General features: G+C 39.7%; 14 protein-coding genes. 8 read left to right on the forward strand and 6 right to left on the reverse strand.

Going from position 1 to position 17021, the window contains the following annotated elements:
- From F7B60_06655 to F7B60_06665, 3 genes are all read left to right on the forward strand, one after another.
- Positions 1 to 941, forward strand: a 941-nt coding sequence (locus tag F7B60_06655; GenBank protein ID MCE4615190.1) for a hypothetical protein, incomplete at its 5' end; no start/stop codon positions are given.
- A 205-nt stretch (positions 942 to 1146) separates the two neighbouring features.
- Positions 1147 to 2139 carry a hypothetical protein gene (locus F7B60_06660; protein MCE4615191.1) on the forward strand — a complete coding sequence of 331 codons (993 nt, stop codon included), beginning with the start codon at positions 1147 to 1149 and terminating at the stop codon, positions 2137 to 2139.
- Positions 2140 to 2505: 366 nt separating this feature from the next.
- Positions 2506 to 3186 (forward strand): hypothetical protein, encoded by a 681-nt coding sequence (locus F7B60_06665; protein MCE4615192.1) that lies wholly within the window; start codon positions 2506 to 2508, stop codon positions 3184 to 3186.
- A 14-nt stretch (positions 3187 to 3200) separates the two neighbouring features.
- Here F7B60_06665 and F7B60_06670 read toward each other — a convergent pair whose 3' ends face one another.
- From F7B60_06670 to F7B60_06680, 3 genes are all read right to left on the reverse strand, one after another.
- Positions 3201 to 4379 carry an MFS transporter gene (locus F7B60_06670; GenBank protein MCE4615193.1) on the reverse strand — a complete coding sequence of 393 codons (1179 nt, stop codon included), beginning with the start codon at positions 4377 to 4379 and terminating at the stop codon, positions 3201 to 3203.
- A gap of 84 nt (positions 4380 to 4463) precedes the next feature.
- Positions 4464 to 5342: a DMT family transporter gene (locus tag F7B60_06675; GenBank protein ID MCE4615194.1), complete on the reverse strand. Its 879-nt coding sequence runs from the start codon at positions 5340 to 5342 to the stop codon at positions 4464 to 4466.
- Positions 5343 to 5383: 41 nt separating this feature from the next.
- A complete protein-coding gene (locus tag F7B60_06680; protein ID MCE4615195.1) occupies positions 5384 to 6301 on the reverse strand; it encodes a 2-dehydropantoate 2-reductase in 918 nt (305 codons plus the stop codon).
- 105 nt (positions 6302 to 6406) lie between these two features.
- On the opposite strand from F7B60_06680, the gene F7B60_06685 reads away from it, so the two are divergent.
- From F7B60_06685 to F7B60_06695, 3 genes are all read left to right on the forward strand, one after another.
- The gene (locus tag F7B60_06685; GenBank protein MCE4615196.1) at positions 6407 to 7069 is read left to right on the forward strand and encodes a hypothetical protein; all 663 of its coding nucleotides are present in this window, start codon (positions 6407 to 6409) and stop codon (positions 7067 to 7069) included.
- A gap of 105 nt (positions 7070 to 7174) precedes the next feature.
- The gene (locus F7B60_06690; GenBank protein MCE4615197.1) at positions 7175 to 8695 is read left to right on the forward strand and encodes a radical SAM protein; all 1521 of its coding nucleotides are present in this window, start codon (positions 7175 to 7177) and stop codon (positions 8693 to 8695) included.
- The gene (locus tag F7B60_06695; protein ID MCE4615198.1) at positions 8692 to 10158 is read left to right on the forward strand and encodes a B12-binding domain-containing radical SAM protein; all 1467 of its coding nucleotides are present in this window, start codon (positions 8692 to 8694) and stop codon (positions 10156 to 10158) included. The genes F7B60_06690 and F7B60_06695 overlap by 4 nt, the downstream gene beginning before the upstream one ends.
- Before the next feature lie 381 nt (positions 10159 to 10539).
- Here F7B60_06695 and F7B60_06700 read toward each other — a convergent pair whose 3' ends face one another.
- A complete protein-coding gene (locus tag F7B60_06700) occupies positions 10540 to 11628 on the reverse strand; it encodes a tungsten cofactor oxidoreductase radical SAM maturase (protein MCE4615199.1) in 1089 nt (362 codons plus the stop codon).
- Positions 11629 to 11741: 113 nt separating this feature from the next.
- Between F7B60_06700 and F7B60_06705 the strand changes: the two genes are divergently transcribed.
- Complete coding sequence (locus F7B60_06705; GenBank protein MCE4615200.1) at positions 11742 to 13634, forward strand: aldehyde ferredoxin oxidoreductase family protein; 1893 nt, start codon at positions 11742 to 11744, stop codon at positions 13632 to 13634.
- 19 nt (positions 13635 to 13653) lie between these two features.
- On the opposite strand, the gene F7B60_06710 is transcribed toward F7B60_06705, so the two are convergent.
- Both F7B60_06710 and F7B60_06715 read right to left on the reverse strand, forming a co-directional pair.
- Entirely contained in the window at positions 13654 to 15660 is a 2007-nt protein-coding gene (locus tag F7B60_06710) for a DUF460 domain-containing protein (protein ID MCE4615201.1), read from the reverse strand.
- Positions 15653 to 16549 (reverse strand): serine/threonine protein kinase, encoded by an 897-nt coding sequence (locus tag F7B60_06715; GenBank protein ID MCE4615202.1) that lies wholly within the window; start codon positions 16547 to 16549, stop codon positions 15653 to 15655. The genes F7B60_06710 and F7B60_06715 overlap by 8 nt, the downstream gene beginning before the upstream one ends.
- Before the next feature lie 136 nt (positions 16550 to 16685).
- Between F7B60_06715 and F7B60_06720 the strand changes: the two genes are divergently transcribed.
- The gene (locus F7B60_06720) at positions 16686 to 17021 is read left to right on the forward strand and encodes an ArsR family transcriptional regulator (GenBank protein ID MCE4615203.1); all 336 of its coding nucleotides are present in this window, start codon (positions 16686 to 16688) and stop codon (positions 17019 to 17021) included.

Here is a 17021-nt window from a genome sequence, read left to right on the forward strand (position 1 = left end):
AATACATTGAAAAAATAAACTATAATAAGGAATCCTTTAGTACAATCATCAAAAACTGGGATAATTTTGCCCAAAACATCACAAATAAAATAAATCAAACCTACACAATACACGGTGCTTATATAGCAAATCTAAGTTTATCATATAACGAATCTAACAACATGATCACTATAACGTTTACAGTAACAAATGAAATGTGGATCAATGATAATAGAATTGTAGCTGACTTTTTATGGTTCCTTGAGGCCTGGAGGCTAGATTTCATTAATAGTCATTTCATGGAAACCTCTAATGGACTAATATGGAGAGGAGATGTTGAAAACGTTCCTACTATTATAACAGTTAACGTACCTAAGCAAACGGAACCTTATAAGGCGTGGGGAGAACCTTATGGCCATTGCCACGGGCACATATGGTGGCCCGCAACCAGTCGAGGCCAGTATTACAACGAGACTAGTACCAATTACAATAATATTTTAAGTAAATATCTACTGAAAGCACGGGAAATTTATCAGGAGTCACTCAAAGGAAATACAAGTGTAAGTGCCCGCATAGAAGGTTTTGCCAAAAATTTAATAGCTAATGCAACATTCGTGGGTGAAAACACTCTAATTATAAATGGAAGTACATACAAGTACAGAGTACTAGAATTATGGTATAATCATGGAGAAATAAACGTATCAAACAAGTCTATCAACGTAGGCAATGTAACTATAGTATTCCTTCCTAAGAACAAGAGCATCACGTATACAGGATGTTCTGTACGGGAGTATATAGCATTTTCTGGATGGAGGTATCGTGTGTTTACAGTTTATTCTTGCCCGACCATTGGGTACTACGATCTCTATGGAGGGTACTGGAAAATCTATGATAACATATACTTGGTACACTTAACTATCGAGGAAGGCAAGGGAGAAGCAATACTAGTCCTCGCAAAGTAATAGAAGACTACTTGTCTATAGAGCTAATTATTCAGCAACCTTCTACTATTCATTGTTTCCACATATTTGGATGCAATACTGCTCAGTTTTTTTATCGTCTGTTATAAGTTTCAAGCCATCGAACTCTTATGCTAAGAGAAATTAGTGTTAAGTCTGAAGGACTTATAACATTAATTATTGGGTGGATGTAACGGTCAATCTTCAAATGATTGGGAGTGAGAGCCTTGGTGTTAGAGGTCTGTCTTGCTTCATAGAGCACCGTGGAGTAAAGGTTCTTATCGATCCTGGTGTTGCATTAGGTTTTACTAGGTGGGGTCTTCATCCTCATCCTATTCAAGCTGTTGCTGGAGACGAGGTTAGAAACCAGATCAAGGAAGTATGGAGGAGTACTAATTACGTTGTCTTAAGCCACATGCATGGCGATCACGTCCCCTTATATAACGCTAATCCGTTTCAGCTAAACTTGTATTACCTCGACTATAACGATAAACTGAAAATTATAGCTCCAACTGCTTCTATGTTAAAGAGTAGAGAAAGAAGTCGGCTAGAGAAGATTATTGAAGTCTATGGTAGTAACGTAATAACCTTTGAACATGGGGGCTTTGAAATGGGGCCTGTAAGCATATATGGCCCATATCCCCATGGTACTTTTTCTAGAACTCAAACATACACGTCTCTCATAGATGCTGGAGAAAAAGTAATGCATTTATCTGATACAGAGCTACTATGCGATAAATTGGTTGACTTTGCCCTCCAATTAAAACCTGATATCATAATCACCGATGGACCGCCTATCTATAGGTTCCTTTATAACCAAAGCATTGTTGAAACCCTACTTAGAAAGGCTAGTAGAAACATATCAAGACTATCTAAGATTGCTCACACGATAGTCGTTGATCACCATGTTAATAGATGTAGTATGGGATATCAATGGATTAGGACGATATCCAGGAAACAGAAAAACGTTAGAATAGTTACAGCAGCAGAATATATAGGTAAAACTCCTCTATTCCTAGAGTCGTGGCGTAGGACGCTCTATAAATACTATCCAGTAGATAATAACTGGTTCGAGAAAGAATACAGTAAACTATTGGAGGAGTATCGCCCTATATATCATAAGTTGGATAACTCCATAAATAGGTATAAAGTATCCTCAGAAAATACATTAGTAAAAGTAATAGAAAACAATCTACACTAAACCGTAAATAAACCTAGTATCCACAAGTAATCAAACACACCTTCCACAGGAATTCTACTCAGGGAAGAATTACTTCGTACTTTGAGGCTAACCTAAAAACACGTGCTAACAACTAATAACATACAGTGAATAGTTAGATATCGCCCATCTTCTACAATCCCTTATAATACCAGTCAATCCCTTAGCCACCATATCAATGTTTTTACTCAATATTTTAGCCCTTCTTCTATGACCTTCTAACGCGTTATTCCTAGCTCTTATATCCAACGAATCCTAAGCATAGAATCCAATTTGGCTCCACCGTTTGTATAAGATAATTATTCTAGATGCTCTACCTAATTATTCCCGGTTTATAGGTGGGGATTCTTGGATACTAGGAGTGATTATCGTATTCTTCTAGCATTGGATGCCTGTGAGAGACTTGAAAGGAGAGTTAGAAACTGGATTCTCCCTTGGTCTATTGAGAAGGGTAAGGCGATGAATGCTAGACAAAGCATTCATAAGGATATACTGAAACTTAGGTTTAGTTTCCTTCCTTATAGAATGATACTAAAGTCTTTTGAGCTGAAAGATACTGTAGATGAGGCAAAACTCCTCTACAATATATTGTTTCCTCTCGAGTCTAAGTCCGTTCATATACCAGCCAAGAGTCTGTATGCCGCTGCTGAGGTTAAGTATGCGCTTAGTATCCTATTAGGTTTGCCCATGAGGATTAAACTTGGCGAAGAGAACGTTCCGGAGCATGCTATTGATATTGTCGGTGCTGAGGTAGTGGATATAGAAGATCTCGGTAAAGGGTTAAAGGTGACTAGAGCTTCGACTAGTTCTTTTGCTTTAACTATTGTTACGAATATAATAGATATACGGGAAGGTGAGGTGCGGGCTATAGCTATTCTTCCTCCAGTTGAATTTAATGATATAATTAGCGAAGCTATGTATGCTAGCAATGTAGTATCTAGAGAGTTAGTTGGGAAGAGAATTGGAGTAGGTTTGGTTGATAGTCATGTTAGGGCAATTATAATGGATATTGCTAAAAATACGAAATGATTATTCTTGGCCCGTTATTGTTGCTTCTGCTCTTTCAATCCTAGCGCTAACAACAGCATTACTATGATAAGTAGGCTTATTATCGGATAGATTGATATCCAGTTTTTGGTTTCTCCTATTACTTCGAATACCCATATTAGGAGAAGTGACCCTATTTGCGAGAACTCCCATAGGACTGAGTTAGCTGCTCCCGAATACCGGACGCCTACTGAAACTGCACTTAAGTCCAGTGATAATGGTGCCAGTGATAGGAGGAAGAAACCCGCTATGAAGAGGTCTATTGAGACTGCTAGGGTTCCGTTCACAAAATAGGGTATAATCCATAGGATTACAGCTGTTAGTAGTGCATATATCATTGGTTTCTTTCTTGACCCTATTTTATCTGCTATTCCAGGTATAACTATCGAACCGATAATTCCGCCAACCGTAAGTAGACTACCTACCATGCCTGTCCTGTTGAGTGGAACACCCACCGCTTTGACAAGCGGTTCAACCCATGTGGTAAATGCTGTATAAGCACCTACTCCTAGGAAGAACAAGGTTGAAAGTATTAGTATGTTTCTATTCTTGAGTACTAGGCTCATTTCCCTTAATCCTATTCCTACTCTTTCTTCTTTCAACTTGACTTCTGGTTCCTTAACAAGGACATATACTAGAAAGAGAGTCATAATACTGTAGGCTCCGTATGTTAATAGCGTGTATGTTAATCCTATGTGCGATACTAGGATTGGTGTGAGTGCAAGTGCTATTATTATTCCTAGCATTAGCGAGAGGGTGCCTAATCCTGTTGCTAGAGCAGCTTCCTCTTCAGGGAACCATGACCTAACAAGTTTTGAAACACTATTCATAACAAATGGCTGACCTGTACCTGCAATTACTTGGAAAGACAATGCAACAATAAATGATGTTGTTATACTTCGAAATGCGGAAAATACTCCTAGAAATATCATTCCTGTTATCAGTGCTCTTCTGAACCCGTATTTGTCGATGTAGTATCCTACTGGAATGGATATTACAAGGTATACTAGTGGGAATACTGCTGCGAATAAACCTACCTCATCGCTGGAAACATGGTAGAACCTTGATGATACTGTTAAGATTGGGGCATAAGTTATCCAGATAAGCTGCGAGGCTATGCCTGCTAGTATGTATATAGAAAGCACAATCCACCGATACCCTGGGTTTTCAGTCAAATTAAGACACCATAAGGACTCAGTAAAATGCGGGTGAACTGAGTAATGACATTTACATAGTAGTTATATTAATAATCTACACATTCAACCAGATGCCAATATCACACCGATAACAGCAATAATAACAGAAGCAATATGACTTAATCCAGGTTTTTCCCTTAATTCGCTAGATAAGAGCATTGAAAACAATAGAGTATAAATAGGGAATAGTGTTATTAAGACAGAAACCCTAGCCACATTGCATACAGAGAAAGCAGTATATCTAAACAATTGGGCAATTGCAACTATAATTGCTGCAGCAATCATATAATGAAAGATCCTACCATGACTTGATACTTCTCTTAATGTGTTTTTAGTTAGAAAAGGAGTGAGCAGAATGAGCGCTACACTATACGATATTGCTGCTCCTAATACTGGGTTTCCACTGCTGTAACCGGCTCCGAATCTTACTAGTAATGATGTCAATGAAAATACTAGAGCGGATGCTAGCCCAGCTAATATGCCTATGGATGATCTGCCTCCGTGGAATGGTTTACCGCTCGGTTCGTTATAAACTAAATATACCGCGATCATGACTAGAAACACACCGGAGATTTGCAGTTTAGTAAGGGTTTCGCCGAGTAGAATCCAAGCGAATAATGAAGCGAAAACCACTGTAGGACTTGTAACTATCGAAGCGGTTGTTGCACCTGCATATGAAATGGATAGGTAAAATAAATATCGTCCAACTATGAAGTTCAGAATACCTGCGAGAATAAATGAAAAGATTGCATTGAAAGATGGAAGATCGTTCCATGAGAATAAAGATGCTGCCCAGAGTATAGGTGTTCCAACGAGGAGGCTTGTTAATAGATTTTGGAATGGTTTGAGTTTTACTGAAGCCGCTCTGACAAGGGTATCACTTAACCCGAAGAATAACCCTGCTAGAAATGCTGTTATATATCCTAGCTCACTGCAGTTCACGGAATAATTTCACCCTTTTAATCCTCCGAGATTCTTATAGATCAGTTGTCCGTAGATGTTGTACATTTAAGTTCGAGTGCTTTTATCAGCGACCATAATGCCTGATTCAATGGGGCTTTTAACCCTGCTTTCCTAGCTACCTCTAATATCCTACCATTTATGTAGTCTATTTCCGTCCTTCTACACCTACTTAAGTCTTGGAGCATCGAGTTATAGTTTTCTCTTGTGCTTTGAAGTGTTTTAACAAGCATTTCTCCTGGTTTCCCTGGGATATTGACTCCCTGCCTTACAGCTATTCTTCTTCCTTCCCTAACAATATCCAGTGCAAGTTGTTTCAGTACACTTGTCTCCAATATATAACCATTCTTAACATGCAACAGTGCACCGATAGGATTTATGGCTGAATTGACTATAGCTTTTAGCCACTTCCATCCTATTATATTATCCGTTGTGATCGTATTGAATCCAGCATCAGACAATACTTCCCTTACAGTGTAAACGTAGCTTGGAATACCTGTTGGATATCCCCCTATTATAGAAATCCCCCTCCCTGCCCACCTTACTACTCCAGGATTTTCTAATACGGCTGCATAAGTAGTTACTCCCCCTATTACCTTATCTGCATATTTCCTAGCTATCTCTTCGTTCCCCAAGCCGTTTTGAAGAGTTACAAGTAACGTTTTACTTGTTATCAGGTGTTTTACTGATCTCAAAGCGTCATCAGTAGAGTATGACTTAGTAAAAATGAAAATCACACTAGGAGGTTTCAAGGGAGGTTTAATAGTGGCCTTGGGATGCATTTCAAATTCTTCTATGCCTGTAACATGTACTCCATTACTATTTATTGTATCTACTTTCTCCTCGTCTATATCGAGTAACGTTATTTCATAGCCGGCTTTTGCTAGCAACGCTCCATATAATGATCCCATCGCTCCTGCTCCTAGTATTAGTATATTCATTACTAAGCCACCGATAACTTGAGGCAGTTTTCCGTTTGTTTTGCCTTGTTTATTACTTATGTTTAAAAGTGTAGGTTCCCATTATTAGAAACCTTGGCTAGAGAAATGAATATTGATCGCGAGCTGATAGAGTGGGGCAGTAAACATAAAAATATTAAAGTCCTTGTAAATGCAGTCAGAGAACTGGTTAATTGTTGTTATTCTGTAAGAATTAGATGCACAGATCCTCCTATCGCCTCCACGGGATTCCTATATAGTCTGGGGTTTCACCAATACCTTATCAGGAGCTTCTGGTCTGGATTACCATTAGGCGTATATGATATTCCACTGTACAAATGGCTCAACACGGATTTCTCGTTGGAAATCGAACACTTGATTTCGGGTGTAAATGAGATTAGATGCGGTGAACTAGTTATTCCAATAGATGAATTGGATGCTAGAATGAAGAACACTGTTTTCACTCCGAGATCCCACTTGTTATACATAAGAATAAAAGGTAAAGTAGGGGGAAACGTTATTCGATTAAACGTTATTAGACTAGCAAAGCTTATAGAGACCTATGAGCCGGGGTGGGTCAACTCTCTGTTGGACAGCATCTTAAAAGCATTCGACGATCCTAGCTTGCTTATAGACTTAGAAAATAAGGTTCTGGAGGAAACTAGAAAACGAGCGCTACTTTTATCGTTTATCCTCCCAAGAATACCTAGAAGCGTAGATGACTTGAATAAACTAGTTCCTATTGTTAGACTCATTTCAAGGAGGCAGTGAACTACCCTACAAATTGGAGCAGTTCAACTGTTTTATTAGGTTTACATGATATACAGATGGATCTAATAGTTTTAATAAGATAAACATGTTATTGGTGAATTAGACGTGAGTAGTAATTATAATACGGCAAATGAGAAAAAAGGGGATATTGGGAGATTATTAACTGGAATTAGATTAATTTTCAATAACCCTGTAACCAGAAGTTACCTAAGAGCTGGGACTAGGAGAGTCGATTGCTGTGAAGAAGATAAGTGCAGGGAACAAACCGTATTGTTTCATGCTCTCTCATCCTTTACAGGTTCACATGTAACAGGTTGCCCTGTAACAGCAAGATTCCTAAGCTGGATGATCAATGCTACAATAAAAATTGGAGTAAAAGTCCTTAGAGGTGATACTGAAAGTGCGAAAGAGGCTCTCAGGGATCCTGCTGTTAGGAGAGGAGTATCGCTTGTAGTGGAGGGTCTAGCAAGGTATGGTGTTACTGTTCCACAGAAAATGCCTGCCCCCTTCCTTATAGTTTGGAACTTCACGAACATGTGTAATTTAAAATGTATACACTGTTATCAAAGGGCTGATAAGCCTTTACCGGATGAACTTACTCTAGAGGAGAAGCTTGAGGCTGTAAGGCAGATAGATAAGGCTGGTGTTGCAGCTGTAGCTTTAAGTGGCGGCGAGCCGACGATACACCCACATTTCTACAGGATAGTCAAAGAACTAGCTGACAGGGACATATATATATCTGTGGCTACCAACGGTACATTTTTTGCTAAAATGGAAAACCTCGAGAAAGCGGTCAAAGCTGGTATAAGATACGTGGAGGTTAGCGTTGATAGTGCTAAACCTGAAGTTCATGATAGGTTCCGCGGTGTTCCAGGGGCTTGGGAAAAAGCCACAACAGCTCTTAGGAATGCAGTTAAGTTAGGATTAAATAATGGAATGGCTACAACTATCACTAAGTTTAACATAAACGAGGTTGAAGAAATACTTGATCTTGCGGAGGAGATTGGTGTAAATAGAGTCATATTCTTTAACTTTGTCCCAACAGGTAGAGGCGCCGACTATGCATGGATGGACCTGACACCTGAGGAAAGAGAAGAGTTCCTTAAGACAGTCTATCGGGAAATGAAAAAGAGAAGCCTGGAAATAGAGTCTACTGCACCCCAGTATGCAAGAGTAGTCCTCGAACAAAGCCATGGAGAAGAGGTGTCACCAACTCACTTTTATGTAGGCAGTAATAAAATAGTCAATGCTTTAGCAGAATTTGTCGGAGGTTGTGGTGCAGGAAGAATATATGCTGCTCTACAACCAAATGGTGATGTAGCACCATGCGTATTCCTACCTATTAAAACTGGAAATATTAGGGAGAAAATGTTCAGGGAAATTTGGGATACCTCAGAAGTCTTCCAGACTCTCAGAAATAGAGAACTCCTCAAAGGCTACTGCGGCGAATGCCCTTATAAATACGTGTGCGGAGGATGTAGAGCAAGAGCGTATGCATATTTCCATGATATAACTGCACCAGACCCCGGGTGTATCTTGAATAAAAAAGATTGGGATAATATACCTAAACCTCACGTTACTATAAGACAGTCTTCTAAGTCCAGGGATTCTGGTGGTGGGAAGTGAATATTACTTTAGTTTCCTCTCCTGGGCTTAGAAGACTGGAGATTTATCAGAGTATTGGTGTTAGGGCTCCACCTTTAGGACTAGCTTATATAGCCTCAGTCCTTGAAGAAGAGGGCCATAAAGTTAGTATAATTGATGCCCCTACGCTAGAGCTTTCAGTAAAAGAAACTGCAAGGGAGGTTTTGTCTAGGCATCCTGATGTTGTTGGCATATCAGCTGTTACACCTACCGTAAAGGGTGGATATGCTGTTGCTAACCTGTTAAAAGAGAAAGATCCTAGTATTAAGATTGTAATGGGTGGCCCTCACGTTTCTTTCATGTTTGAGGAAGCATTGGCTAATGGAGCTGATTATGTAGTTATAGGTGAAGGAGAACTTACCTCAAAAGAGCTAATTGAATTTCTAGAAAAGAGAGATGGCGAGCCACGGAATATTAATGGGTTGGCATATGTTAGTGAAGAAGGGAAGGTCAGAGTCACTCAGCCTAGACCTCTAATTAAAGATATCGATAAACTTCCTCCACCAGCTAGGCATTTGCTTCCAATGGATAAGTATACATTATTCGATAAGCCTATAAAGATAATTCATGTGATGGCTAGCCGAGGATGCCCTTATGGTTGCATTTATTGTACGACAAGCTATTTCTGGGGTAGACGTTATAGAGTGAGGAGTGTTGAAAAAGTTGTAGATGAAATTGAAGATGCTATGGATACATATAAAACTAATATTGTGGTTTTCTCGGATGACGAGCTGACGCTTATCCGTAAATGGGTCTATGATCTTGTAGAAGAAATTAACCGTAGGGGATTGGATATCACTTTTACTTGTGGTTCTAGAGTAAGCAGTATTAATCCTGATATGCTTAGGGAACTTCGGAGTGCTGGTTGCACCACTATTTATTATGGAGTTGAATCCTATAAGGATGAGGACATAGAAAAAATAGGTAAAAAAATAACAATACAACAAGTAGTCAATGCTGTAAAATGGACTAGAGAAGCGGGTATAGAGAGTGCAGGTAGCTTTATACTAGGATTTCCCTGGCAAACCATTGATGATATGAAAAACACAGTGAAATTCTCGAAGAAACTAGGGGTTGATTATGCCCAGTTCACTGTTGCCACACCTTATCCTGGAACACCGTTATATTACCAGGTAAAGAAGGATAATTTGATCGAGATAACTGACTGGGATTACTATACTACAATTTATCCAGTGATGAAGGGATATCACTTCGAGAGAGAAGTCTTATTCAAGTTGCTGAGCTGGGCTTACAGGAGCTTCTACCTGAGACCAGCATTTATACTTCATCAGATAAGAAGAGGCCGTTTTAAGACGATGTGGGATATTGCTTCCAGAGCTGTTAAAGGATATGTAAAAAGTAAGCTTTCTAAACAGGAGGAAGAAGAATTTTATGAGTTGAAGAAGCCTAAGAAAACGATCAAGGTAACTCTACGAGAACGTTGACTTCAACAATGATTAGATCACTCTTTAATATAAATTATCTTTCCAGTTAGGTATAGAGCAGTTTTTGGCGTGGCATCATTCCTAAAACGCCTGATTATACTTGAGTGACTCTCAGTATTGTAAGGCCTCCTGCACTTGGTGGGAAAATATCTACAGTGTCTTCTTTCTTTAACTCTTCATTCAACCCTCTGTCTAGGAAAACGTTCCGACCGTTAACTAGGATTATAGGATTATAGCCCTTCTCTACATATCTATCTATTTCTCTCTGTATTTCTGGGATACTCTTGAGTAAACACTTGACTTTCCTACAGTTATCATCTAGTTTTACTAGTTTTTCTTTCTATCCTAGAAGCACTCTAAGCCCAGCATATATCCTGACTTTTATAACGGGCATCTTACTATATCCCTCGCGTAAGGGCAACTGGCACAGCTTGGCTGATTTCCCCAGCAATCCATATCATTGGATAGTGTGAGAGTGCAATAGTCCCGTAACGGGCAATCAGGACAGCTCGGATAGTACATGAAATCTAGGTTGAATTTATATTGCGTATAGTTCTCAGAGTTCCAAATATCCATCAAACTCTTTTTATTGAGGTCTCCGAGTATCACAGGGTTTATTGTTCTCGTTACCTTGTAGAAAGTATTTCTCCATCCGTGGGCCATGTATATGCATGGAGCTACTTTGCCGTCCCATCTAACGAACAATGCATTCCTAGAAGCGAAAGGGCACTCTCTTTCGGTCGACAAGCCCAGCTGAGGTAGGCTTATGAGGATGTTATGGATCATACTTAACCTAGCGAGCCTCCCTACTATCCTAGCCACTTTCTCTTTGCATTTGTCATCTATATAGCACGCCAGTGATTTTTCCTGTCCTGGTGTTAATGGAAGAATGTTTGACACAATAAACCTTGTTGCTTTTAGTTTTCCAGCAAGTTCAATGGTTTTAACTAAATTATCTACATTGAGCTTAGTTAGTGTGAACTGGACGATTATTTCCGGCTTTCTAGCCATTTTCTCCTTTCTATACCTATTTATGTCTTCTAGCGCTTCAAGGAGCCTCGAAAGATCCCCGCCTTTTCTTATTATAGAGTATAAATTGCTTTCACTGCTATCTATGCTTATATAGAGCTCATCTACTAAATCTTTTATCCAACTAGTATTTTCCTTGAGATAGTAACCGTTTGTATTCAAAAGTACCTTGAACCCGAATTCCTTGGCTCTCCTGGCAAAGTCCCCGATTCTAGGATGAAGTAAAGGTTCTCCCCAACCTGAGAAAGTTATTTTCCCTACACCTGAGTCATATGCTTCTTTTATGATCTTACCATATAATTCTGGACCCATGAATCCTTCTGGATCCGTCATTAGATTCCTGAAACAATAAATGCATTTATAGTTGCATTTATTCGAGATCTCGATCATTAATTCTCTAGGATGACTGGCCATAGAGGGTTTTACCAGCCATTTTTTCACTTTGAACAATCTGTAAACACCAGTTAAGGATTAATTATAACTATTTATATTATCGTTACCAATATATGAAATGAGAACAATCTTTTCATGTCTTTTTGACAGGGAGTTGAAGTATGTTGACAGGAGGATATATGGGTAAATTCCTTAGAGTAAATCTCTGGAGCGGGAAACTGCAAGACGAGGTTTTACCTGATCACATTCTAAGAAAATGGATAGGTGGTAGAGGCCTAGGAGTATATTTAGCGTTAAAGGAGGTAGATCCTAAGGCTGATCCTCTTGGTCCTAGGAACAAGGTATTTATACTGACAGGCCCTGCAACGGGCGTGGCGGGAGTAACCGAGTCTGGTAGATGGTGTAGTGTAACAAAAGCGCCACTAACAGACACTGTACATGACAGTCAAAGTGGCGGAAACTTCGGTCCAGAATTAAAGTTCGCAGGATATGATGGTATATTCATTGAGGACATGTCCGAGAAGCCTGTTTACCTATGGATCCATGATGGAAAAGCAGAGCTGAGAGATGCAAGTCATTTATGGGGGCTAGATGTTCACTCGACTACAGACAAAATACGAGAAGAGTTGACGGGCGAGGTAGGTGTGAATGAAGCGAGTAAAATCAAAGTAGCTGCTATAGGTCCTGCAGGTGAGAGGCTAGTTAAATTCGCCGCAATAATGAACGATAAGAACAGGGCAGCTGGAAGAGGAGGACACGGAGCTGTCCTTGGTAGTAAAAAACTCAAGGCTATAGCAGTCCTGGGACATCAAGTCCCGAAGATAGGTAAAATGGATCTATTTAGAGAAGTAGTCAAAGATATAGTGAAAAAACATAAAGAGAATCCTGTCACAAGCGAAGGCCTTCCACAGCTAGGAACAGCTATACTCGTCAATATAATAAACCAAAACGGATTGCTACCGACCAAGAACTTCCAATCAGGCTATTTCGAGGGAGCCGAGAAAATAAGTGGTGAAACGCTAGCCGAAACCTACCTAGATAAGAAAAAGAGCATAGAAGAAGCATGCTGGGGCTGTGTAATAACTTGTGCTAGATACTCCCGAGTAGGAAAATCACCCTTCAGCGGTGAAGGTGGCGGCCCCGAGTATGAAACCGTCTGGGCTTTTGGAGCCCAGACAGGCAATGATAATTTCGAGTCCGTTATAAAGGCTAACTTCTTAGCCAATGAACTAGGCTTAGACACTATTTCGACGGGCAATACGATTGGAGCCCTCTTTGAGCTCTTGGAAAAAGGCAAATTCCCCAAAGAAAAGCTGAGGGGGTTGAAAGCAGAGTGGGGTACCCCTGAAGCCGTGGTTGAGCTAACGTGGAGAACAGCGTTTAGAAGCGGAGTAGGGGATGAGCTTGCAGAAGGCTCCTATAGGCTGGCAAGCAAATACGGTGCACCAGAACTATCCATGAGTGTTAGGAAACAAGAGCTACCTGCATATGATCCTAGAGGGGCACAAGGCCATGCCTTAGCATATGCAACAAGCAACAGAGGAGGCTGTCACTTAAGAGCTTATATGATAAGCCCTGAAGTACTGGGAGTACCTATGCTTGTAGACAGGTTTGAGACGAAAGGCAAACCTGCCCTTGTTAAAGAGTTCCAGGATGTATTCGGTGTAATTGACTCTATGATTCTATGTAAATTCAGTAGTTTTGCCTTATGGGATGAGGATTATGCCAAGATACTTTCTGCAGTAACCGGCTGGGATATTAGTAAAGATGAAGTCCATAAAATAGGTGAAATGATATATAATGCTGAGAGGGCATTCAATGTGTTAAGCTTCGGAGATGGAGTTGAATATGATACGCTTCCTCCTAGATTCTTGAAAGAACCCATGCCTGAAGGTGCTAGCAAGGGACAGGTGGTAAGGCTAGATGAAATGCTTCCTGAATACTATAAGCTAAGAGGTTGGCTCAATGGAAGACCAACAAGAGCAAAACTAGAGGAATTAGAGCTTAAATGGATTGCAGATAGGTTAGAAGAAGAAAATCTTCTACCGGAATAAGTCCCAACCCCACAATTGTCTATTTTTCAATTAACCCCTTCTTATAGGCCTTCATTAACAACTCAAGCTTCTCCTGATCCAAACCCGTTGAGCCTAACTCAAGCCTTCTCTTCTTAATTCTACTGAGAATTGAATAATCTAGAAATACTATGTACTCGGCTCTTTGCATATCCCCTTCATCTATAGATACTACCGGTAAACCTTTGCTTTCAACTAAACCGGTAAACGCTGGTATACCAGTTACTATCAAACCCTCGATTCTTCTAGATAATAGGAGTTCTATAGCTTTCGAATCATACGGGTCATTCTCACCCACGATGATTACAGATCCTTCTGGGATTACTCCATTGATAACTTTTTCAAGGTTCTTCAACGAATCAATTGTTAGTCTCTCAATATAATATCCAATAGCCTTATCCTTCCTAGCTAAACTAGTTATACTGCGAAGCAAAAGATTTTTCTCTTTTCTAACTTCGGTTAACAACGACTCTAAGTCAGTTAATCTTTTCTCTAAACTATATATCCTGCCTTTATATTTCTCTACCTGAATTTCCTGTTCTACCTCTTTCCTTAACTCGCGTACAGCATTCTTCTGAGCTTTCTTAAAATAATCCAGTTCGTTATTCAGCTTTCTTATTTCGTTTTCCAGCTTCCTACGAGTGTATAACAAATATTCTAGACGTTCCCTATATTCAGCCAGGGCAATAGTACATGACTCCTCTTGCACTTTTTTCTGAACGTTGGAGGCATTATCTTTTCTGCCTATAGATGATAGCTCAACAATACCTATTTTCCTCTCAATCTCATCTTCTACAGCCTCTGCTATAGTTTTACCTTTTACAATAGCTTCTTTGATCTTATCAATATCCAAGTTTAGCTTCCTCTTAGAAACATAGACCTCGATCTGCTTGAATTTCTCACTGAGCTCCCTGTAAGCCTTGTATGCGGCTGCAAGGGCATCCCTTTGATGAGTATCCTCATATTCAGGGTATGTTTGGTCAGCTAGAGATCTTTTCTCAGCGGTCGATAGACTGACAGGTGGAACATATAATTGCGTGTTAAACATTGCCGACAGCTTCTTGACAGTGTCAGGTGGAGGATTAACGTCTGTAGCAATCACTACTGGCTTACCTATATCAGATAATATTGAGGCAATTTTTGAGCGATCCAAGTTTTTAGAAGAATATAAGTACAATATGTTCCCTGATATATCAAGGACTGCTAGTCCAGTATATATTCCCGGGTCAACGCCAACAATCACGGGTCTCTGGGAGAGGGTTATATCCCGTTCTCCTATGATGAGTTTCTGGCTATATAGTGGCGTCACCCGGATCCTATAGTCCCGTCCATCATATGGTTTTATTAGACCATATATCTTCTCCCTTCCCGCGTAAACTGTAAATATTGCTGATTCCAGCCCTCCCTTACTCCTCCTATAGGATTCATCGTAGTCTAAGCCGCCTTTGTCAAGAGTCTCTTTTATCTTTTGCGCCACCTGACTGATAATACTATTCAATCTTCTCTGATATCTTCCCTGGCTCCAGCCTCCTTTTGATCCCCCTCTTGCTTTGGATACCGTTATACGCGTTTTTTCCTCCCTTAACCGGACTTGCCCTCCTATTCCCTTTTCAGCTAAGAGTGCTGCTATGTAGGCTGTTTTCCCTGGCGATAATTTCCCCGGATGAATGCTTATACCATGCTTTTCAGCTACAGTTTTTATGGGTATGAATCTTCCGTCGTTATATGTTACTTGCATCAGTTTTGTTTCCGGAGGGAGCAACGATAGTATCTTGGCTATTCCTTGCTCGGTAGGTGCTAGTTCATATACATTGTCGATTCCTATAGATGAAACATTATACTCCCACGCGAGTCTAATGATCCTGGGTAGAGTAGCTTCCTCGTTCTTATATAATACCCTCTTATCTGAATCGATTACTATGAGAGAATACCTAGGCTTGTATATCGATGAGGGACTACTTCCTGCATTTATATCTACACCCATATATGTAGATTTCCTCTCAGACATTAGTGCCTCCCTTAATCTCTCTTAGGACCTCTTCCGGATCCACTCCAACTTTGAATTTCTTGTTGAAGAATCTTATTATGTAATACACATCTCTTTTTAATAATTGATTCGCATTCGGATCTCCTTTGCATACATATTGCGGCCAATCTATTACATAGGGTTTACCTTCAATGGAAATGAAAATATTGTACTCACTGAGATCACCATGGACTATCCCTGCTTTTTTGTAAGCAATTAGGATTGTGTTAATTATATCGGAGAGTAACTCTAGCGGGTTATCTATACTATTACTCGGAAGAGCATATAGTTCTACTCCTTCTATGTATTCTTGCACTACGGCGTGCCTGTTGTAATCTATTGGTTTGGGAACTAATGCCTCAAGCTTGTATAGAGTGTCCAGGGCCTTGAACTCTCTTTCACCTATCAGTTTGGCTTTGAGTATCCATTGCTTTCTTGTAGAATCTGCCATGTATACCCTGGTTTTCCTTACCCTTTTAAATGACCTAGTACCTTCACGGTGAAATTTAAGGACAAGCCTCATACCACTAGGGGATAATGCATCATAAACCTCACTCTCTTTGCCTACACCTATCTTGGGCCCTAGTTCCGATACCGTGCCTCTCATTGCTAATGTTCTTAAGGACAGTAGATCCAAAGCTTGAAATGTTAGAGTATAACCCATGAGCTGATGTTTTCCTTTCTTTATGAGCTTTGATTCAATTAGTCTCTCAAGGGCTTTTCTAAACCTACCGGGTGGTAATCTGGATCTTTTCTCAACCAGTTCGATCGGTGGGTATTCATATTTTATAAGAAGAGATTCTATTGCTCTTAGAACTCTAAACATATCATTATCTGTTTTATTGTAAAGTATGGCTAACTGTGAAACCATTTTTCTTCATCCGGTTTATCTTTGCTTGTATAAGAGTAAAATAAGTTAAATGATAATCGATTTCTGTAAAAATTATAAAGAAATAATTAAATATAAAAAGTTTAATTGAATAATAATTAATTGGATGGTGAGAAGCTTGAGTAATGAACAAAACAAAATACCTGTCCCTGAAAAGGAAGGAATCTATGAGAAAGATGGAGTTCTATATGTAAGAGGCTTCAACTACATTGAAAGAGTAGCCGATGCTCTCTCAGGTGAAACAAGGATCTTGATACTTAAGAAGCTTAGTGAAGGAGAGATGGATGTCGCTGAGCTAGCTGAGGTTTTAAATCATAGTAAAGCGAATATAAGCAGTCAGATAAGAAAACTCGAGGAAGCTGGGCTTGTCAAATCTGCATATAAACCAGGTAAGAGAGGTATAAAGAAAATTGTTCAAAGAACAATAAAGGAGATTAGAATATTTCTCGAATAA

The sequence above is a fragment of the Candidatus Tiamatella incendiivivens genome (genome assembly GCA_015522635.1).
Lineage (GTDB): Archaea > Thermoproteota > Thermoprotei_A > Sulfolobales > Acidilobaceae > Tiamatella > Tiamatella incendiivivens.